We start from the raw sequence: 20,186 nt of genomic DNA, 5'->3' as shown, positions 1-20,186 counted from the left end.
AGGCGTGGCAAAGTGTATCGTCTCGCTACTATTACCCCCGATTCCTACGTTTTTTCCGACTTTTCGTGCCGAGTGCTGGCACTTCGGTGACAAGGCGGTGGTCATAGCCTGCGAACTTCATTCAGCACGTTTCCTCTTAGGGATTAAGTCATGCTCCGTTCCTTGCGCTGTGCTGCCTTGCTGGGCAGCCTATTTTTGAGTGCGTCAGCACTGGCCGTCGATATCGACCAGGCCAGCTATGGCTACCCTTTGACCAACCCGTTCGAAGCCACCATTGCCACCACGCCTCCCGATCTTCGACCAACCTTGCCGACCGATGATGAGATCAACCAATCCGACTACACCCTGAATATGCGCCCCGAGCGCGAGTTCAGCCTGCCGGACAATTTCTGGGCGGTGAAGAAACTCACCTACCGCATCGCCAAGCAGGACCGCGCTGCGCCGCTGATCTTCCTGATCGCGGGCACCGGTGCGCGGTTCGACAGCAGCATCAACGAATACCTGAAGAAGCTGTATTACCAGGCCGGCTACCATGTGGTGCAGTTGTCATCGCCCACCAGCTTCGACTTCATCAGCGCCGCTTCGCGCTTCGCCACCCCGGGCATCACCCAGGAGGACGCCGAAGACATGTACCGCGTGATGCAAGCTGTGCGTGCACAAAATGCCTCGTTGCCAGTGACCGACTTCTACCTCACCGGCTACAGTCTGGGCGCCCTGGATGCGGCGTTTGTCAGCAAGCTGGATGAAACCCGCCGCAGCTTCAACTTCAAGAAAGTGCTGCTGCTCAACCCGCCGGTCAACCTCTATACCTCGATTACCAACCTCGACAAATTGGTACAGACCGAGGTCAAGGGCATCAACAACACCACCACCTTCTATGAGCTGGTGTTGAGCAAACTGACCCGCTACTTCCAGCAAAAAGGCTACATCGACCTCAACGATGCGCTGCTCTATGACTTCCAGCAGTCCAAGCAGCACCTGAGCAACGAACAGATGGCCATGTTGATCGGCACTTCGTTCCGCTTTTCGGCTGCCGACATCGCCTTTACCTCGGACCTGATCAATCGCCGCGGCCTGATCATCCCGCCCAAATACCCGATCACTGAAGGCACCAGCCTCACGCCGTTCCTCAAGCGTGCCCTGCAATGCGACTTCGACTGCTATCTCACCGAACAAGTGATCCCGATGTGGCGCGCCCGTTCCGACGGCGGCAGCCTGCTGCAACTGATCGATCAGGTCAGCTTGTACGCTCTCAAGGACTACCTGCGCGACAGCCCGAAAATCGCCGTGATGCACAACGCCGACGACGTGATCCTCGGCCCGGGCGACCTGGGGTTCCTGCGTAAAACTTTCGGCGATCGCTTGACCGTCTACCCGCTGGGCGGCCACTGCGGCAACCTCAATTACCGCGTCAACGCCGACGCCATGCTGGAGTTCTTCCGTGGCTAAATATCTTTTGCTGCTTGCCGCACTGATGTGCACAGGCGCGGCCAATGCCGACAACAGCAAGGCCCATGAACCGGTCAAGGTCGGTACCGACGGCTTCAAGGAGCCGCTGACCAAGCTCAAGTTCAACCCCGGCCTGGACCAGCGCGAGTTCGAGCGTTCATCGCTGACCGCCCTTAACGTGTATGACCCGCTGGAGTCGTGGAACCGCCGCGTCTACCACTTCAACTATCGCTTCGACCAATGGGTGTTCCTGCCGGTGGTGAATGGCTACCGCTATGTCACGCCAAGCTTCCTGCGTACCGGCGTGAGCAACTTCTTCAACAACCTGGGCGATGTACCCAACCTGTTGAACAGCCTGCTGCAGCTTAAGGGCCACCGCTCCCTGGAAACCACCGGGCGCTTGCTGGTCAACACCACCATCGGCGTCGCCGGCCTATGGGACCCGGCCACCGCCATGGGCCTGCCGCGCCAGAGTGAAGACTTCGGCCAGACCCTGGGCTTCTACGGCGTGCCCGGCGGCGCCTACGTGGTCCTGCCGATCTTCGGCCCGTCGAACCTGCGCGACACCACCGGCCTGATCGTCGACTACAGCGCCGAGACCCAGATCAACTTCCTCAACGTGTCAGAAGTCAGCTCCAATCACCCGGAAATCTGGGCCCTGCGCGCGGTAGATAAGCGCTACCAGACCAGCTTCCGCTATGGGCAGATGAACTCGCCGTTTGAATATGAGAAGGTGCGGTATATCTATACCGAATCGCGCAAGTTGCAGATTGCCGAGTAAACCCAGCGTCATCAAAAAGGCCATTCGATTGAATGGCCTTTTTTGTGCCCGCAAGGTTTAAGCCCTGACTGCTTTCCAACTTTTGCCAACCACACTGACCACCGCCAACACAGCGGCCCCGGCAATAATGCCCGCCACCGCATTCAGCAACGTCGGCATCAACCACGCCAGCGCCCCGGTGCTTTGGCTCACTGATTCAATCCAGTGATGCACCACCGGCACACCATGGGTGAGGATGCCGCCACCAACCATGAACATCGCCGCCGTACCGATCACCGAAAGGCTTTTCATCATGTACGGCGCGGCGCGCAAAATGGCACCGCCGATACGGCGTGCTACCTGGCCCGGCTTCTGGGTCAACCACAGCCCCAGGTCGTCAAGCTTGACGATACCCGCCACCAGCCCATACACACCCACGGTCATGACGATCGCGATGCCCGACAGCACTACCACCTGCTGCATCAACGGTGCGTCGGCCACGGTGCCCAGAGTGATGGCAATGATTTCGGCGGAGAGGATAAAGTCGGTGCGGATCGCGCCTTTGATCTTGTCCTTTTCAAAGGCCACCAGGTCGGTGGCCGGGTCGGCCACGGCTTCGACCAATTGCGCGTGCTCGGCCTTGTCCTCGGCCTTGCTGTGCAGGAATTTATGCGCCAGTTTCTCGAAGCCTTCGAAACACAGGTAGGCACCACCGAGCATCAACAATGGCGTCACCGCCCAGGGCGCGAAGGCGCTGATCAACAGCGCGGTAGGCACCAGGATCAACTTGTTGATAAACGAGCCCTTGGCCACCGCCCACACCACCGGGATTTCCCGCTCGGCGCGCACCCCGGAGACCTGCTGGGCATTGAGCGCCAGGTCGTCACCCAGCACACCGGCGGTCTTCTTCGCCGCCATTTTTGTCATCAGGGCGACGTCATCGAGTACCGCGGCGATATCGTCGATCAACACCAACAAGCTGCTTCCTGCCATGAATCAAGTATCCGTAAGGGGGAGATCGGGCGAGCATAGCGCGGCGCAAGGCGTTATGGGCAGATTGTTGAGGCCCGCGGATGGCCGGTGCTACCATGCGCAACCGCCTGTCACGGCAAGGAAACCTCTGGTTTATGAGCAGCATTCGCGAGCGCAACAAAGAAAAAATCCTGCGGGCGGCAAGCGAGGAGTTTGCCGACAAGGGCTTCGCCGCGACCAAGACCAGCGACATCGCCGCCAAGGCCGGGCTGCCCAAGCCCAACGTCTATTACTACTTCAAGTCTAAGGACAACCTCTACCGCGAGGTGCTCGAGAGCATTATCGAGCCGATCCTGGCCGCCTCCACGCCGTTCAACCCGGACGGCGAGCCCAAGGAAGTGCTGAGCAACTACATCCGCTCGAAAATCCGCATTTCCCGCGACCTGCCATTTGCCTCCAAGGTGTTTGCCAGCGAAATCATGCACGGCGCACCACACCTGAGCGCCGAGCAGGTTGAACAGCTCAACGCCCAGGCCAAGCACAATATCGATTGCATCCAGAACTGGGTGGACCGTGGGTTGATTGCGGCTATCGACCCTAATCACCTGATGTTCAGCATCTGGGCGGCGACCCAGACCTATGCGGATTTTGACTGGCAGATCTCGGCGGTGACCGGCAAGGCCAAGTTGGATGAAGCCGATTATGAGGCGGCGGCGCAGACGATTATCCGGTTGGTGCTCAAGGGGTGTGAGCCGGACTGAAAGAGCGCGGTGCCTGTGCCAATCGGGGGCAAGCACATAGGACCGCATTCCCATGTTGGAAATCGGTCTAATGTGAGAGGGGGCTTGCCCCCGATGGGGTTCTAAAGATCACCCCAGCATCAGGCTGACACCCCCGCATCTGCCAACAGGCCCATCCCTTCAATCGCAGTGATCGCGCACTGCTCGTCAATGTCTGACGTATCCCCGGTGATCCCGATCGCCCCCAACACCCTCCCCGACTGATCCCGTATCAACACCCCGCCGGGCGCCGGCACCACGCTGCCCTGCCCCAGACTGTTCAACGCCGCGATAAATGCCGGGCGCTGTTGTGCGTCCAATGCCAGCAGGCGTGAGCCTTTGCCCAGCGCAATGGCGCCCCAGGCCTTGCCGATGGCGATTTGCGGGCGCAACAGACTCGCGCCGTCTTCCCGTTGCAAGGTGATCAAGTGACCACCGCTATCGAGTACCGCAATCGTCAACGGCGCAGCCGAAATCGTGCGGCCAGCGGTAAGAGCCTGACTGGCCAGTTGGGTCGCGAGTTTCAAGGTTAAAGCGCTCATAGGTGCCGTCCTTATCTTGTTATGGGTAAAGCCTTGGCGTTCTGTTTGTTCAGATGCTCGACCAAACAAATAGAACACAATGATGTTTATTTTTGTATACAATATTTTCAAACAAAGTCTCCGTACGTCGAAAAAAGCCATTCCGATAGACGCATAGGCCCGTTCATAAAATGCATTGACCTACGCAGCCCGCCGTGAATACACTTTGTACCGACACCACTTGTATACAATTACAAAACGCAAGAGGCACCAAAACCATGAGCAAAATGAGAGCAATCGAAGCCGCCGTCCTGGTGATGCGCCGTGAAGGTGTGGATACCGCCTTCGGTATCCCAGGCGCTGCGATCAACCCGCTGTATTCGGCCTTGCAGAAGGTGGGCGGCATCGATCACGTCCTTGCTCGCCACGTTGAAGGCGCCTCGCACATGGCCGAGGGCTATACCCGCACCAAGGCCGGTAATATCGGCGTGTGCATCGGCACCTCTGGGCCAGCGGGCACCGACATGGTCACCGGCTTGTACAGCGCCTCGGCCGATTCGATCCCGATCCTGTGCATCACCGGGCAAGCCCCCCGCGCTCGCATGCACAAGGAAGACTTCCAGGCCGTGGACATCACCAGCATCGTCAAGCCGGTGACCAAGTGGGCGACCACCGTGCTGGAACCCGGCCAAGTGCCCTACGCTTTCCAGAAAGCCTTCTATGAAATGCGCTCCGGCCGCCCCGGCCCGGTGCTGATCGACCTGCCGTTCGATGTGCAGATGGCCGAAATCGAATTCGACATCGACGCCTACCAGCCCCTGCCTTTGGCCAAGCCGTTGGCCACGCGCATCCAGGTCGAGAAAGCCCTGGCGCTGCTGGACCAGGCTGAACGCCCACTGCTGGTGAGCGGTGGCGGCGTCATCAACGCCGACGCGAGCGAGTTGCTGGTGGAGTTCGCTGAATTGACTGGCATCCCGGTGATCCCGACCCTGATGGGCTGGGGTACCATTCCCGACGATCACCCGCTGATGGTGGGTATGGTCGGCCTGCAAACTTCCCACCGTTATGGCAACGCGACGATGCTCAAGTCGGACGTGGTGCTGGGTATCGGCAACCGCTGGGCCAACCGCCACACCGGTTCGGTGGAGGTCTACACCGAAGGGCGCAAATTCATCCACGTCGACATCGAGCCAACGCAGATTGGCCGCGTGTTTACCCCAGACCTGGGCATTGTGTCCGACGCAGGCAGCGCACTGACGATGTTTATCGAAGTGGCCCGCGAATGGAAAGCCGCCGGTAAGCTCAAGGATCGCAGCGCCTGGTTGCATGACTGCCAGCAGCGCAAAGCCACCTTGCACCGCAAGACCCACTTCGACAACGTGCCGGTCAAGCCACAGCGTGTTTATGAAGAAATGAACCAGGTGTTCGGCAAAGACACCTGCTACGTCAGCACCATCGGCCTGTCGCAGATTGCCGGCGCGCAATTCCTGCACGTCTACAAGCCACGCCACTGGATCAACTGCGGACAGGCCGGCCCGTTGGGCTGGACTATTCCCGCGGCGTTGGGCGTGGTCAAGGCCGACCCGAGCCGCAAAGTAGTGGCTTTGTCGGGCGACTATGACTTCCAGTTCATGATCGAAGAACTGGCGGTGGGCGCGCAATTCAAGCTGCCGTACATCCACGTGGTGGTGAATAACTCGTACCTGGGGCTGATCCGCCAGGCCCAGCGCGGCTTTGAAATGGACTATTGCGTGCAACTGTCCTTCGACAACCTCAATGCGCCGGAGCTCAACGGCTATGGCGTCGACCATGTGGCCGTCGCCGAGGGCCTGGGTTGCAAGGCCCTGCGAGTGTTCGAGCCGGGGCAGATCCAACCGGCCCTGCGCCGCGCCCAGGAAATGATCGAAGAATTCAAGGTGCCGGTGATCGTTGAGATTATTCTGGAGCGGGTGACCAATATTTCCATGGGCACCGAGATCAACGCGGTCAATGAATTCGAAGACCTGGCCCTGGTCGGCAACGACGCGCCGACCGCCATTTCCCTGCTCGATTAAGGAGAACCCTATGCCGCGCTTTGCCGCCAACCTGTCCATGCTGTTTACCGAACAGGACTTCCTTGCTCGCTTCAAGGCCGCCGCCGATGCCGGCTTCGAGGGCGTGGAATACCTGTTCCCATACGAATTCAGCTCTGCCGAGATCAAGGCGCAGCTCGATGCCAACGGCTTGAGCCAGGTGCTGTTCAACTTGCCGGCCGGTGACTGGGCCAAGGGCGAGCGCGGCCTGGCCTGCCACCCGGACCGGGTCGAGGAATTCCGCGCCGGGGTCAAGTTGGCTATCGCCTACGCCCAGGTACTGGGTAATACCCAGATCAACTGCCTGGCGGGCATCCGTCCACAGGGCGTAGACGACGAAATCCTGGAAAAGACCTTTGTCGCCAACCTCAAGTACGCCGCCGACAAGCTGCAAGCGGCGGGCATCAAGCTGGTGATGGAGATGATCAACACCCGTGATATTCCGGGCTTCTACCTGAATAACACGGCCCAGGCCCTGGCGATTCGCGAGCAGGTGGGCAGTGACAATCTGTTCCTGCAATACGACATCTACCACATGCAGATCATGGAAGGTGACCTGGCGCGGACCATGGCGACGCACCTGGGTGTGATCAACCATATCCAGTTGGCGGATAACCCGGGGCGCAATGAGCCAGGGACTGGGGAGATCAACTATCGCTTCCTGTTCGAGCATCTGGACCGCATTGGCTACACGGGTTGGGTTGGCTGTGAGTACAAGCCCTTGACCACCACCGAAGCGGGTTTGGGCTGGCTCAAAACCCATAACGCGCTCTAACACACACCGCCTAACCCCTGTGGGAGGGGGCTTGCTCCCGATAGCAATCTTTCATTCAACAGGTGTGTCGACTGATGCACCGCTATCGGGAGCAAGCCCCCTCCCATATTGGACCTGATGTGTCTGGCAGACCTCAACAAGTCTGCCTACCGGATAAAAAAGAGGATTTTGATCATGGCTAAAATCGGATTTATCGGCACCGGCATTATGGGCCAGCCAATGGCCGCCAACCTGCAGAAAGCGGGGCACCAACTGTTTCTGTCCGAGCATCACGGCAAGGCCCCGCAAGCGCTGATCGATGCTGGCGCCATCGCCTTGGCCAACCCGCAGCAAGTCGCGCAAGAAGCCGAATTCATCATCGTCATGGTGCCGGACACCCCACAGGTCGAAGACGTTTTGTTCCGCGCCGACGGCGTGGCCGCCGGCCTGTCGCCGAACAAAGTGGTGATCGACATGAGTTCGATCTCCCCCACCGCCACCAAGGCGTTCGCGGCGAAGATCAACGAGACCGGCGCGCAGTATCTGGACGCACCGGTGTCCGGCGGTGAAGTCGGCGCCAAGGCCGGCACCTTGAGTATCATGATCGGTGGCGAACCGCAGACATTCGAACGTGCATTGCCGCTGTTCCAGGCCATGGGCAAGAACATCACCCTGGTGGGCGGCAATGGCGATGGCCAGACCGCCAAGGTCGCCAACCAGATCATCGTCGCGCTGAACATCCAGGCGGTGGCCGAAGCGCTGCTGTTCGCCTCCAAGAACGGCGCCGACCCGGCCAAGGTGCGCGAAGCGCTGATGGGCGGCTTTGCGTCGTCGAAGATTCTGGAAGTTCACGGCGAACGCATGATCAAGGGCACCTTCGATCCGGGTTTCCGCATCAACCTGCACCAGAAGGACCTGAACCTGGCCTTGGCCGGCGCCAAGGAACTGGGGATCAACCTGCCGAACACCGCCGGCACCCAGCAAGTGTTCAGCACCTGCACGGCCATTGGCGGCGGTAACTGGGACCACTCGGCACTGATCAAGGGCCTGGAGCACATGGCCAATTTCTCGATTCGCGATAAGTAACCCATCTTGGAATGTAATCCAGTGTGGGAGGGGGCTTGCTCCCGATAGCAATCTGTCATTCAACCACTATGTCGACTGATGCACCGCTATCGGGAGCAAGCCCCCTCCCACCTTTTGATTGCGTTCCGAGTCCCAATGCTAATAACAAGAATCCGGGAGCCCGCTTATGTCGGTCGATCCGCAACACCTGCTTCGTGAGCTGTTTGCCGCAGCCATCGACGCCGCCCACCCCCGGCAAGTCCTTGAACCTTACCTGCCCGCCGACCGCAGTGGCCGGGTGATCGTGATCGGCGCCGGCAAGGCCGCGGCCGCTATGGCGCTGGTCGTGGAAAACTGCTGGCAGGGCGAAGTGTCGGGCCTGGTGGTCACCCGCTACGGCCACGGCGCGCCGTGCCAGAAAATCGAGGTGGTCGAAGCGGCCCACCCGGTCCCCGACGCTGCCGGCCTGGCCGTGGCCCAGCGCGTGCTGGAGTTGATCAGCCACCTGAGCGAAGACGACCGCGTGATCTTCCTGCTCTCCGGTGGCGGCTCCGCATTGCTGGCCCTGCCCGCTGAAGGCATCAGCCTGGCCGACAAGCAAGCCATCAATAAAGCCTTGCTCAAATCCGGCGCCACCATTGGCGAGATGAATTGCGTGCGCAAACACCTCTCGGCGATCAAGGGCGGGCGACTGGCCAAGGCGGCATGGCCGGCCACCGTGTACACCTACGCGATTTCCGATGTGCCGGGTGACCAGGCCACGGTGATCGCCTCGGGCCCAACAGTCGGTGACCCGAGCACCTCGCAACAGGCCCTGGCAATCCTCAAGCGCTATGGCATCGACGCTCCCGCCTCAGTGCGCAATTGGTTGCAAAACCCAGCCTCGGAAACCGTCAAGCCTGGCGACCCGATACTTGCCCGCAGCCACTTCCAATTGATCGCCCGCCCCCAGCAATCCCTGGAGGCGGTTGCCGTTAAAGTGCGCCAGGCCGGGTTCAGCCCGCTGATCCTCGGCGACCTCGAAGGTGAAGCGCGGGAAGTGGCCAAGGTACATGCCGGTATCGCCCGGCAGATCGTCCAGCACGGCCAGCCACTGGCGGCGCCCTGTGTGATCCTGTCCGGCGGCGAGACCACCGTCACCGTGCGCGGCAATGGCCGTGGCGGGCGCAATGCGGAATTCCTGCTCAGCCTCACCGACAGCCTCAAGGGCCTGCCCGGCGTGTACGCCCTGGCCGGCGACACCGATGGCATCGACGGCTCGGAAGACAACGCGGGCGTCATCATGACCCCCAACAGCTACGCCCGCGCCGAAGCCCTGGGCCTGTCGGCGAGCGAAGAGCTGGATAACAACAACGGCTACGGCTATTTCGACGCCCTGGGCGACTTGATCATCACCGAGCCGACCCGCACCAACGTCAACGACTTCCGTGCCATCCTGATCCTTGAGACTGCCAAACATGACGCCTGACAAGAAGGTCAAGATCCTCGCCACCCTGGGCCCGGCCACCGACGGTATCGATGACATCCTTGAGCTGGTGCAAGCCGGGGTGAATATCTTCCGTCTCAACTTCAGTCACGGCGAACACGCCGACCATGCCCAACGCTACCAGTGGATTCGCCAGGTGGAGCGCCAGTTGAACTATCCACTGGGCATCCTTATGGACCTGCAAGGGCCAAAGCTGCGGGTCGGGCGTTTTGCCGAAGGCAAGGTGCAGTTGATTCGCGGCCAGGCCCTGCGCCTGGACCTGGACCCGACGCCCGGTGACCAGCGCCGCGTCAACCTGCCCCATCCGGAAATCATCGCAGCCCTTGAACCGGGCATGGACTTGCTGCTCGATGACGGCAAGCTGCGCCTGCGCGTGATCACCAAGCATGCCGACGCCATCGACACCACCGTGCTCAATGGCGGCGAGCTGTCCGACCGCAAAGGCGTAAACGTCCCACAAGCTTTGTTGGAACTCAGCCCGCTCACCGCCAAAGATCGCCGCGACTTGAGCTTCGGCCTGGAACTGGGGGTGGACTGGGTGGCACTGTCGTTTGTACAGCGCCCGGAAGACATCCGCGAGGCCCGCGAGCTGATTGGCGACAAGGCGTTCCTGATGGCCAAGATCGAAAAGCCTTCGGCCGTGCAGCGCCTGCAGGAAATTGCCGAGCTGAGCGATGCGATCATGGTAGCCAGAGGCGACCTGGGCGTGGAAGTACCGGCCGAAAGCGTGCCGCAGATCCAGAAAGACATCATCAGCACCTGCCGCCAACTCGGCAAGCCAGTGGTAGTCGCCACGCAGATGCTTGAGTCCATGCGCTTCTCCCCGGCGCCGACCCGTGCCGAAGTCACCGATGTCGCCAATGCTGTGGCCGAGGGTGCGGACGCGGTGATGCTATCGGCGGAAACCGCGTCGGGCGAGTACCCGCTGGAAGCCGTGCAGATGATGAGCAAGATCATCCGCCAGGTGGAAAACGGTCCGGACTACCAGGCGCAACTGGACGTCAGCCGACCCAAGGCGGATGCCACGGTGTCGGACGCCATCAGCTGCGCGATCCGACGCATCAGCAGCATCCTGCCGGTGGCGGTGTTGGTGAACTACAGCGAGTCGGGCAGTTCCAGCTTGCGCGCCGCACGGGAACGGCCGGTGGCACCGATCCTCAACCTCACGCCGAACCTGTCCACGGCGCGGCGCTTGAGCGTGGCGTGGGGCGTGCATTCGGTGGTCAATGATCGTCTGCGCCAGGTGGATGAGGTGTGTTCCACCGCGCTGGAAATCGCCCAGGCCCAGGGTATGGCGCAACGCGGGGATACCTTGGTGATTACCGCGGGGGTGCCGTTTGGGCAGCCGGGGTCGACCAATTCGTTGCGCATCGAAACCCTACTGTAGGAGCGAGCTTGCTCGCGAAGAACGTCAACGATGACGCGGGTAGCCTGAATGTACGCGGCGCCCTCGGTTTTTTCGCGAGCAAGCTCGCTCCTACAGGGAGCTGACATGCACAACCCAACCTGCTCCGACTGGGCCGAAGCCCTGCTCAATGGCTTCAGCCAGATTTTCCTGCAACGCCACCCGCTGTGCGGCCTGCTGTGCCTGCTGGCGATCCTGGTCGGCGCCCCGGCCTTGCTCGGCGGTGCGCTGCTGGGCGGCGTCGCGGGTTTGCTCACGGCCCAGCGCCGTGGCTATCCCAAGGCTGAGCGCCAGGCCGGGCTGTACAGCTACAACGGCGTACTGCTGGGCTTGTTGATCAGCCAGCACTTTGCCTGGTCGGCACTGGTGCCGCCGTTGATCCTGGCGTGCGGCGGCTTGAGCGCGATCCTTACCCGGCAATGGTTGACACACGCAAGCCAGCCCCAGGACTTGCCCGTCTACACTGCGCCTTTTGTTGGCCTCGGCTGGTTGCTGCTCGGCCATGCCCCCCAAAGTACGCTTGCGCCGACCCAGGCCGACATGTTCGCTCTACTCGCAGCACCCTTTACCGGCCTCGGGCAGATCATGCTGATGGAGCAGCCTCTGGCCGGCCTTTTAATCGCCCTGGGCTTGCTGTTTGCTGACCGCCGTGCGGCCGCATGGGCTTTGGGCGGTGCCAGTCTCGGTGTACTGGCCGGTCTGTGGTTAAACGAAACTTCCGGCGCCCTGCTCGGCCTGCACAGCTATAACCCGGCATTGGCGGCCCTGGCCCTGAGCCCGTTACGTCGCCAACCGTGGTTGCCGCTGCTGGGCATCCTGCTGGCAATCCTCCTCACGCCAGGCTTCGCCGCTCTGCATCTGCCCGCGCTGACAGCACCGTTTATCCTCGCCTGCTGGCTGGTGCGCGCCAGCCAGCGAATGCTGCACAAACCCCACATGGACAGCCCGTTCGAATCCCCCTAGGCTTGCTCGATATTCGCTTCAGGCAGGACTTATGGACAGTAACAACGACTGGCGCCAGCGGCTCTACATCATGGTTTTCCAAAGCGACACCGTCGCCGGGCGGCGCTTTGACGGCATCCTGCTGCTGATCATCCTCGCCAGTCTGGTGATCGTGATGCTCGACAGCATCGATGAAATCCACCAGAACTACGCGGATGTGCTGGCCTATATCGAGTGGGGCTTTACGCTGATCTTCGCCATCGAATACGGCCTGCGCCTGTATTGCTCGCCCAAGCCGCTGCGCTATGCCTTCAGCTTTTACGGCCTGGTGGACTTGTTGGCCATCGTCCCCGGCATCCTCGCTCTGTACTACAGCGATGCGCAGTACCTGCTGATCATCCGCATCATTCGCATGCTGCGCATCTTCCGCGTGCTCAAGCTCAGCCCGTACCTCAAGCAGGCCAACTACCTGATGGCGGCGCTGCGCGGCAGCAAGCAGAAGATCGTGGTGTTCCTGGTCAGCGTGTGCACGCTGGTGACGGTGTTCGGCACGCTGATGTACGTGATCGAAGGCCCGGAACATGGGTTCACCAGTATTCCCAAGGGCATCTATTGGGCCATCGTCACCCTGACCACCGTGGGCTTCGGCGATATCGTGCCCAAGACGCCGCTGGGCCAGGTGATTTCGTCGCTGGTAATGATCACCGGTTATTCGATCATCGCGGTACCGACGGGCATTTTTACTGCAGAGCTGGCCAGTGCCATGCGCGGTGAACAGCTGCAAACCGACTGTCCGGCGTGCAAGAAGAACAGCCATGAGCCCAATGCGGCTTTTTGCTCGCGCTGTGGCAGTAACCTTTTTCATAAACTGGAATAAGCAAAGGTCGTTTTAATCTTTAAAGGTCTATGCAGGCCCGGCTATAGTCGCTGGCAAATTGCCTCCCCTCTTCTCCAACAACAAGGAATGAGCAGTGAAAAAGATCCTCAGCGCCTCTCTTCTGGCCGCCAGCCTGGCCTTGGCGGGCTCCGCCCAGGCCGCGACCACCCTGCTCAACGTCTCCTATGACGTGATGCGCGATTTCTACAAGGACTATAACGCTGCCTTCCAGAAGCATTGGGAAGCCGAGCACCCTGACGAAAAGCTGACGTTGCAGATGTCCTTCGGCGGCTCCAGCAAACAGGCACGCTCGGTGATCGACGGCCTGCCGGCTGACGTGATTACCATGAACATGGCCACCGACATCAATGCCCTGGTCGACAACGGCAAACTGGTGCCGGACAACTGGGTGACGCGCCTGCCGAACAACAGTGCACCGTTCACCTCCGCCACCGTGTTCATTGTGCGCAAGGGCAACCCCAAGGCGTTGAAAGACTGGCCGGATTTGCTCAAGGACGGCGTGCAGGTGATCGTTCCCAACCCGAAGACTTCGGGCAACGGCCGCTACACCTACCTGTCGGCCTGGGGCTATGTGCTCAAGAACGGCGGCGACGAAGAGAAGGCCAAGACCTTCGTCGGCAAGCTGTTCAAACAAGCGCCGGTGCTGGACACCGGTGGGCGTGCTGCCACCACAACATTCATGACCAACCAGATCGGCGACGTGTTGGTGACCTTCGAAAACGAAGCAGAAATGATCGCCCGTGAGTTTGGCCGGGATCAGTTCGAAGTGGTCTACCCAAGTGTGTCCGCCGAAGCCGAGCCGCCCGTGTCGGTGGTGGATAAAGTGGTCGAGAAGAAAGGCACCCGTACTGCGGCCGAAGACTACCTGAAGTACCTGTGGTCGCCGGAAGGCCAGGAAATTGCGGCCAACAATTACCTGCGTCCACGGGACCCGAAGGTATTGGCCAAGTACACCGACCGCTTCCCGAAGGTGGACTTCCTGTCGGTGGAGAAGACCTTTGGCGACTGGCGCACGGTGCAGAAGACCCACTTCAATGATGGCGGGGTGTTTGACCAGATCTACAGCGGTCAATAACTGAAGAAATGCGGTAACAAATGTGGGAGGGGGCTTGCTCCCGATGGCGGTGTGTCAGCCAAGACATAGGCTGACTGACATACCGCCATCGGGAGCAAGCCCCCTCCCACATTTGGTTTGAGTTGAGTCATTATTTCGCGGCATGACAGTTATCACGCCAAGCGGCCTACTCACTGCCGGCCCATGTCTTTATTCTCTCACCCCATCGTCCTTCGCCTTATGAGAACACCATGAGCCCAACCTCTCACGCTACAGGCACCATGACCCGGGGCATGGTCATGCTGTTCGCGTTTTGCTGCGGTGCCATCGTCGCCAACATCTACTACGCGCAACCGATCATTGAACTGATCGCCCCGGATATCGGCCTGACACCAGCAATGGCCAGCCTGATCGTGTCCCTGACGCAAATCGGCTACGCCCTCGGCCTCTTCTTTCTGGTGCCTTTGGGCGATTTGTTGGAAAACCGCAAGCTGATGATCTTCACCACGGTGGTGGCCATCGCCAGCCTGCTGGGTGCTGCGTTTACCGAACAACCCAATCTGTTCCTGCTGGTGTCGCTGCTGATCGGTTTCAGCTCGGTGTCCGTGCAAATCCTGATCCCGCTGGCCGCGCACCTCGCCCCGGCCGAATCCCGCGGCCGGGTAGTGGGCAGCATCATGGGTGGCCTGCTGCTGGGCATCCTGCTGGCGCGACCAGTTTCCAGCGTGGTGGCCGACCACTTCGGCTGGCGTGCGATGTTCATGGCTGCCGCTGCGTTGATGGCGCTTATAAGCGTGGTCCTGCTGCTGACCATTCCCAAGCGCCAACCCGATCACCGCGCCAGCTACGGCCAATTGCTGCGCTCCCTGGCTACCTTGCTGCGTGGGCAGCCGCTGCTGCGCCAACGGGCGTTCTACCAGGGCTGCATGTTTGCTGCCTTCAGCCTGTTCTGGACCGCCGCGCCGCTGGAACTGGCGCGTAACCATGGCCTTAGCCAAAGCGAAATCGCGCTGTTCGCCTTGGTCGGCGCTCTGGGCGCCATTGCCGCGCCCATCGCCGGTCGCCTGGCCGATGCCGGCCACACCCATCGCGCCTCGTTGCTGGCCATGCTGTTGGGGGCATTGAGCTTCCTGCCGGCGTTTGTGCACCCGCTGTACAGCGTGATCGGCCTTGCGGTCACCGGCGTGGTCCTGGACTTCTGCGTGCAGATGAACATGGTGCTGGGCCAGCGCGCCATCTATGCCCTCGACGCCAATAGCCGCAGCCGTCTCAACGCGCTGTACATGACCAGCATCTTCATTGGCGGCGCGCTCGGCTCGGCGATTGCCAGCAGTGTGTATGAACATGGCGGTTGGCTGGGCGTGATGCTGGTGGGCAGCGCCTTTCCATTGATCGCATTGCTGCGATTCCTGGGTGCGTCCCGTGGGGTCGAGGCGGCCACCGCCTGAGAACGGTGTGACCAAGATCAGGCAATGTTGGGCACACATAATCACAGGCACAAAAAAGCAGGACTTGATCATATGAAAAAGTCCTGCCCTGTCTTACTCCAAAGGCGATGGTTGCTAGCTCGCCATTACAGCGTTACAGATAACCAGCATCCCTTATGTTCAACCCGATGACATCTTCCGGGCTGATCATTCGAGTGCTCTTGATAAGGAAATCCGTCTTGCCGTCACCATCCAAGTCTATCGCCAACAAGTAACGCCCTGTTTGCGGGTTGAACTTGATAATGGTATCGCCGGCCTTACCGGTGTATTCCTCAACGAAGTTAAATGCAACCTTGCCATCAATGGCCATTTGCGACAGATCAATCTTGTCCTGACCCGTGTTGAAGTCCAACAGCAAATCGGCTTGCGTGCGGGTAGAGTCGGAAAAAGCGTTGAACTTGAACGTGTTCCAACCACCGCCCCCAACCAGGTTATCGGCGCCTGCACCACCGACCAGCACGTTATCGGCACTGTTACCAATGATTCGGTCGTTACCGCTACCACCCACTGCATTTTCGATCACGGTCGAGGTACCGATCCTGACGTTCTCCCGCAAGCCGCCCACGCTGGAAAGCGAACCACTGCGCAAGTCGATGATCTGGTCCTGTTTGAAGCCGGAGAAATCAAAGGTATCGACCCCTTTCGTATCCCAGATGTTGAACTGTGGTTTATCCGTAGCAGATGTAAGCGTCGTTTCCGGCCTGCCAGTATTGGAATTAAACCCATAGATTGTGTCAACGGGTGCGTCTGGACCTGTTGGCTTGACATTGGTCGTGTCAATAGACGAATCCGGGGCTTTGGGCTTGGGCCCCACTGGGGGGTGCGGCTGATTGCCCTGTGGCTTAGCAGGATCGATTTTGGGATTGGTCTGCTCCCCGGCGACCTTGGGCTTGTCCCCTTGCGGTCGGTTTTCCTCACCCGCTACCTTGGGTTTATTACCCGTTTGCCTGGTGTCCGTTCCGGTTGCCTTGGGCTGGTCCGCTTGCGGTGCGACCTTGGGTTTATCACCCGTTGGCCTGGTGTCCGTTCCGGTTGCCTTGGGCTGGTCCGCTTGCGGTGCGACCTTGGGTTTATCACCCGTTGGCCTGGTGTCCGCTCCGGTTGTCTTGGGCTGGTCCCCTTGCGGTGCGACCTTGGGTTTATCACCCGTTGGCCTGGTGTCCGCTCCGGTTGCCTTGGGCTGGTCCTTGCGGTGCGACCTTGGGTTTATCACCCGTTGGCCTGGTGTCCGCTCCGGTTGCCTTGGGCTGGTCCCCTTGCGGTGCGACCTTGGGTTTATCACCCGTTGGCCTGGTGTCCGCTCCGGTTGCCTTGGGCTGGTCCCCTTGCGGTGCGACCTTGGGTTTATCACCCGTTGGCCTGGTGTCCGCTCCGGTTGGCTTAGGCTGGCCACCTTCTGTTTTGGCGTCAAAGCCGACAGGTTTAGGCTTATCACCAGCAGGCCTGGACTGATCGTTTTTTGGCACTATCTCTTCACAGAATGGCTGAGGCTGATCGCCGGCTGGCCTTGTTTGCTCACTAGCCGGCTTGGGTTGCCCGCCTCTGGGCTTGATCTCCCCAGCGGCCGGCTTGGGCTGCTCACCTTTGGGCTTGATCTCCTCAACGGCCGGCTTGGGCTGCTCACCTTTGGGCTTGATCTCCCCAGCGGCCGGCTTGGGCTGCTCACCTTTGGGCTTGATCTCCTCCCCCTTCGGCATAGGCAGGCAATTAGCAGTCAGAACATTGCCGTCCACTCCCCCCATACTCAAGAGAAGCCTATTGCCGATCATTGTTTCACCAGCCTGCAGCAGACCTGATGCAGTCGGACTCATATTCGATCCATATAGCCGTTGCAGGCTGGAAAGCCCACCTGCCGACTGCGCAGAAAGACTCAGCAATCTGGCCCCTTTTGAGATCGATGGATCATTTCCATAATGCGAGTCGTTGGAGGTACCCACAGGCTCTTTTCCCCCATAGGCCCTCGACGGTGCCGCCGGCAATGGCTTAGGGGCCGTATCTAATGTAGGTACATAGGAGTTCAAACCAGATAGATTCACATTAACCATACTTCACACCTTACTTAGTTAGTTAGTTATATAAAACAACAGCCAACGCTCCGCAAGCTCAACACTTACGAACTACTAAATTGCTAACTATCTGACGATAAAACGCCTTTCAGCCAGCAACTAAATAAAAATAAAATAAATAAACTGTTAATACGTCCTACACCCATCCTGCTGATAGGTGCAAAAAAAATGACTACTTCCAACCCATGATAATCGGCACTTTTCAGCACTACTTTTAGAGGCTTCGACCAGCAATTGCCTGCCGGAGAGGGCGCCTTATTTGGATAAATTTTGCGCTGTCACCCGTGAACCGATCCGCCCCATGCGCGCGCTGTAAAGGCCCATTGATCAGATGCGGGCATCAATGTCGATCGACGCTGATCGGCACCGGTCTTGCCGTCAACTGCCGGCCGCATGGGAGGCGCATTAGTTTTAGGCCCGCGTTCGTTGATCGTGCTTATGACACATGAGGCTGGCGTCGGCGCACGTCGTTCTGGTTTCGGCTCACATAAGACTGCGCGTGGCTTCGGCCTGGGCTCACACGCATCTTGACGTGGCTTCGGCGTGGGCCTACACGAGTCCGGAAATGAATCGACCTTCGGCTTTTTCGGCTCGGGCCGCGTATCCGGCTCCGGATTCTCCGGTTCAGGATCTACCGAGGGGCTGACGCCGTGGTACACATCATCGGCATTTATCCGGCCAATACTCTTTATCAATACATCAGCCCTACCATTTCCGGTCAGGTCCAAGGCGAAACTTCCCTCTCCACTGCCCTCGTCGTAGTTCAACACGGCTTGGCCAGGTTGACCGGTCAGGCGCTCGCCGAATGTCAGCGCCTTGATATTCGTTCCTTTGAACAGCGCAGAGACATCCAGACGGTCCACGCCGCTCTCGAAATCGAGGATGACGTCAGGGTTATCCGGGGTTGAATCACTGGTATGGTCATAGACAAACGTGTCTGCACCACCACCGCCTTGCAAACTGTCGGCTCCGCCTCCACCGGTCAGGCGATTGGCAACGTGGTTGCCTATCAAAGCGTCGTTCCCGGTGCCCCCCACGGCGTTCTCCAGGGTGACGCCCTTGGCAATAGAGACATTACCTTTCAATGCCCCCACATCTGAAAACGACTCGGCATTGAGATTGATCTTCTGATCCTGAGAGAACCCGGAGAAGTCCAGCGTGTCGTTACCGCCACCGTCCCACACACAAAAGACAGGATTGTCATTGGCCGTTTTCAGGCTCAGGGCGTCACGATTCGTATTGGAGTTGAACCCATAGGTCGTATCGGTATTACGCGTATTGGTATTAGCCCCATATAGCCGCTGGGCTGCAGCAATGTCGTCCATCATCGGCGCAGAGGGATGCAGCGAATGGAAATCATGCCCCGGTTGATTCCTTTCCGAGAAATAGCTCATGACACTACGGGCTCGAGTGTCCCCGGCATACTCGGCGTGCGTTGCATAGGTCCCGGAACCATCATATTTACCCGGGTGCTCCAGCCCGATTGCATGTCCTGTTTCATGAATCAGTACTTGGCGAAAGAACCCGCCCTGCCTAGGGTTTGTGCCCGCATCTGCCGTGCCGATATTAGCGAATGTATTTCTTAAGTACCGATTTGGCAGTGAAGCCACACCGTTATTGGTTCCTGGCATACCACCGATATCAACATGACCGTCGAGGTTCGCGGCGTTTTCAGTGAACGTCACGTTGGCGATATCCTGCCAGGATTTCAATGCTTGCCTGGCCAGTTCTGCCTGCTGCGGTGTGAACTCCTTGGAAATCCGGAATGACAGGTCAATCTTCTGATCACCATTACGGTCATGAAATCGGAAGTCACGCCGAGTGATATGTTTTCCAGCCTGCTCAGTCGTGAATAGCGCTTTTTTACTATTGAGGGCGTAGGACGGCCTCAACCGCTCAGAACTCATAGCCCCCCGAGCAGCAAAATCCTTTTCTTGCGAAACATCAATAGCGGTTGGTCCTGATAATTTCATACAACCTAAGTCCTCATGCAATAACCCAAAACATCGTACTCCCACTCCATACGAGCAATAGCACTTGTCGGCACCCCCTTAAGTTCGCACAGAGATACGCTGTCCGCCAGACACTAATTAGTGCACTCCGACACACTCTAAAATCTCAAAATACTTTGGCGATAGAGGCGCAACGTCCCGCAACAACACCTGCACCCCATACGCCACTACAACTGCGCCAACCAACTGATTTATATTGAAAAAACAAGAACTCACACACTCATAATCCATTTCGGTTGCAACCCATTACTCACAAACAGATAACACTCCAAGACGCAGCTTCGAGCCGGCATTTCAGTGCAAACTCCTCTACCTACACTCCGCTGCAACTAAACAAGAGAATACTGAGTAAGAGTCGAACGAAAAACGTTACCTTCTTCAACTTATTAAATCCACGCCTTCGCCACACCGTAAATTAATACACTGCCACAACCGATCATTCTGACAAGGCCGACCCCGAGTCT

At 59.1% G+C, this 20,186-nt stretch carries 17 protein-coding genes; 12 read left to right on the top strand and 5 right to left on the bottom strand.

Annotated features, from left to right (window positions below; translation table 11 throughout):
- Positions 1–150: 150 nt before the first annotated feature.
- Both KVH01_RS25105 and KVH01_RS25100 read left to right on the top strand, forming a co-directional pair.
- Positions 151–1,449: a serine protein kinase PrkA gene (locus KVH01_RS25105; protein ID WP_005786557.1), complete on the top strand. Its 1,299-nt coding sequence runs from the start codon at positions 151–153 to the stop codon at positions 1,447–1,449.
- Positions 1,442–2,230 (top strand): MlaA family lipoprotein, encoded by a 789-nt coding sequence (locus KVH01_RS25100; RefSeq protein ID WP_217883283.1) that lies wholly within the window; start codon positions 1,442–1,444, stop codon positions 2,228–2,230. The genes KVH01_RS25105 and KVH01_RS25100 overlap by 8 nt, the downstream gene beginning before the upstream one ends.
- Before the next feature lie 57 nt (positions 2,231–2,287).
- Here KVH01_RS25100 and KVH01_RS25095 read toward each other — a convergent pair whose 3' ends face one another.
- Complete coding sequence (locus KVH01_RS25095; RefSeq protein ID WP_217883282.1) at positions 2,288–3,202, bottom strand: DUF808 domain-containing protein; 915 nt, start codon at positions 3,200–3,202, stop codon at positions 2,288–2,290.
- Between the two features lie 134 nt (positions 3,203–3,336).
- Here KVH01_RS25095 and KVH01_RS25090 point away from each other — a divergent pair, with 134 nt between their 5' ends.
- Positions 3,337–3,942, top strand: coding sequence for a TetR/AcrR family transcriptional regulator (locus tag KVH01_RS25090; protein ID WP_043051311.1), 606 nt, complete (start codon positions 3,337–3,339; stop codon positions 3,940–3,942).
- A gap of 119 nt (positions 3,943–4,061) precedes the next feature.
- On the opposite strand, the gene KVH01_RS25085 is transcribed toward KVH01_RS25090, so the two are convergent.
- Positions 4,062–4,502 carry a GlcG/HbpS family heme-binding protein gene (locus KVH01_RS25085; protein ID WP_217883281.1) on the bottom strand — a complete coding sequence of 147 codons (441 nt, stop codon included), beginning with the start codon at positions 4,500–4,502 and terminating at the stop codon, positions 4,062–4,064.
- Between the two features lie 257 nt (positions 4,503–4,759).
- Between KVH01_RS25085 and gcl the strand changes: the two genes are divergently transcribed.
- The 9 genes from gcl to KVH01_RS25040 all read left to right on the top strand — a co-directional run bounded on the left by gcl (position 4,760) and on the right by KVH01_RS25040 (position 15,605).
- A complete protein-coding gene (gcl, locus tag KVH01_RS25080) occupies positions 4,760–6,535 on the top strand; it encodes a glyoxylate carboligase (RefSeq protein WP_034118907.1) in 1,776 nt (591 codons plus the stop codon).
- A gap of 10 nt (positions 6,536–6,545) precedes the next feature.
- On the top strand, positions 6,546–7,328 hold the full coding sequence (gene hyi, locus KVH01_RS25075) for a hydroxypyruvate isomerase (RefSeq protein WP_217883280.1): 783 nt from the start codon (positions 6,546–6,548) through the stop codon (positions 7,326–7,328).
- 174 nt (positions 7,329–7,502) lie between these two features.
- A complete protein-coding gene (locus KVH01_RS25070) occupies positions 7,503–8,393 on the top strand; it encodes a 2-hydroxy-3-oxopropionate reductase (protein ID WP_043051307.1) in 891 nt (296 codons plus the stop codon).
- Positions 8,394–8,559: 166 nt separating this feature from the next.
- Entirely contained in the window at positions 8,560–9,840 is a 1,281-nt protein-coding gene (locus KVH01_RS25065) for a glycerate kinase type-2 family protein (RefSeq protein WP_217883279.1), read from the top strand.
- Positions 9,830–11,245 carry a pyruvate kinase gene (gene pyk, locus KVH01_RS25060; protein ID WP_046069100.1) on the top strand — a complete coding sequence of 472 codons (1,416 nt, stop codon included), beginning with the start codon at positions 9,830–9,832 and terminating at the stop codon, positions 11,243–11,245. Before KVH01_RS25065 ends, pyk begins: the two co-directional genes overlap by 11 nt.
- 105 nt (positions 11,246–11,350) lie before the next feature.
- On the top strand, positions 11,351–12,226 hold the full coding sequence (locus tag KVH01_RS25055; protein ID WP_217883278.1) for an urea transporter: 876 nt from the start codon (positions 11,351–11,353) through the stop codon (positions 12,224–12,226).
- Positions 12,227–12,257: 31 nt separating this feature from the next.
- Positions 12,258–13,082 (top strand): ion transporter, encoded by an 825-nt coding sequence (locus KVH01_RS25050; RefSeq protein WP_046069102.1) that lies wholly within the window; start codon positions 12,258–12,260, stop codon positions 13,080–13,082.
- Between the two features lie 94 nt (positions 13,083–13,176).
- Entirely contained in the window at positions 13,177–14,178 is a 1,002-nt protein-coding gene (locus KVH01_RS25045) for a sulfate ABC transporter substrate-binding protein (RefSeq protein ID WP_217883277.1), read from the top strand.
- Between the two features lie 230 nt (positions 14,179–14,408).
- A complete protein-coding gene (locus tag KVH01_RS25040; RefSeq protein ID WP_217883276.1) occupies positions 14,409–15,605 on the top strand; it encodes an MFS transporter in 1,197 nt (398 codons plus the stop codon).
- 133 nt (positions 15,606–15,738) lie between these two features.
- On the opposite strand, the gene KVH01_RS30490 is transcribed toward KVH01_RS25040, so the two are convergent.
- From KVH01_RS30490 to KVH01_RS25030, 3 genes are all read right to left on the bottom strand, one after another.
- Complete coding sequence (locus KVH01_RS30490; RefSeq protein WP_318836586.1) at positions 15,739–16,857, bottom strand: M10 family metallopeptidase C-terminal domain-containing protein; 1,119 nt, start codon at positions 16,855–16,857, stop codon at positions 15,739–15,741.
- Complete coding sequence (locus tag KVH01_RS30085; protein ID WP_225924350.1) at positions 16,787–17,689, bottom strand: hypothetical protein; 903 nt, start codon at positions 17,687–17,689, stop codon at positions 16,787–16,789. The genes KVH01_RS30490 and KVH01_RS30085 overlap by 71 nt, the downstream gene beginning before the upstream one ends.
- Positions 17,690–17,988: 299 nt before the next feature.
- Positions 17,989–19,683: a M10 family metallopeptidase C-terminal domain-containing protein gene (locus KVH01_RS25030; protein WP_217883275.1), complete on the bottom strand. Its 1,695-nt coding sequence runs from the start codon at positions 19,681–19,683 to the stop codon at positions 17,989–17,991.
- Positions 19,684–20,186: the final 503 nt, after the last annotated feature.

It is taken from the genome of Pseudomonas khavaziana (assembly GCF_019145205.1).
GTDB classification, from domain to species: domain Bacteria; phylum Pseudomonadota; class Gammaproteobacteria; order Pseudomonadales; family Pseudomonadaceae; genus Aquipseudomonas; species Aquipseudomonas khavaziana.
This window is presented reverse-complemented; position numbering and strand designations above follow the sequence as displayed.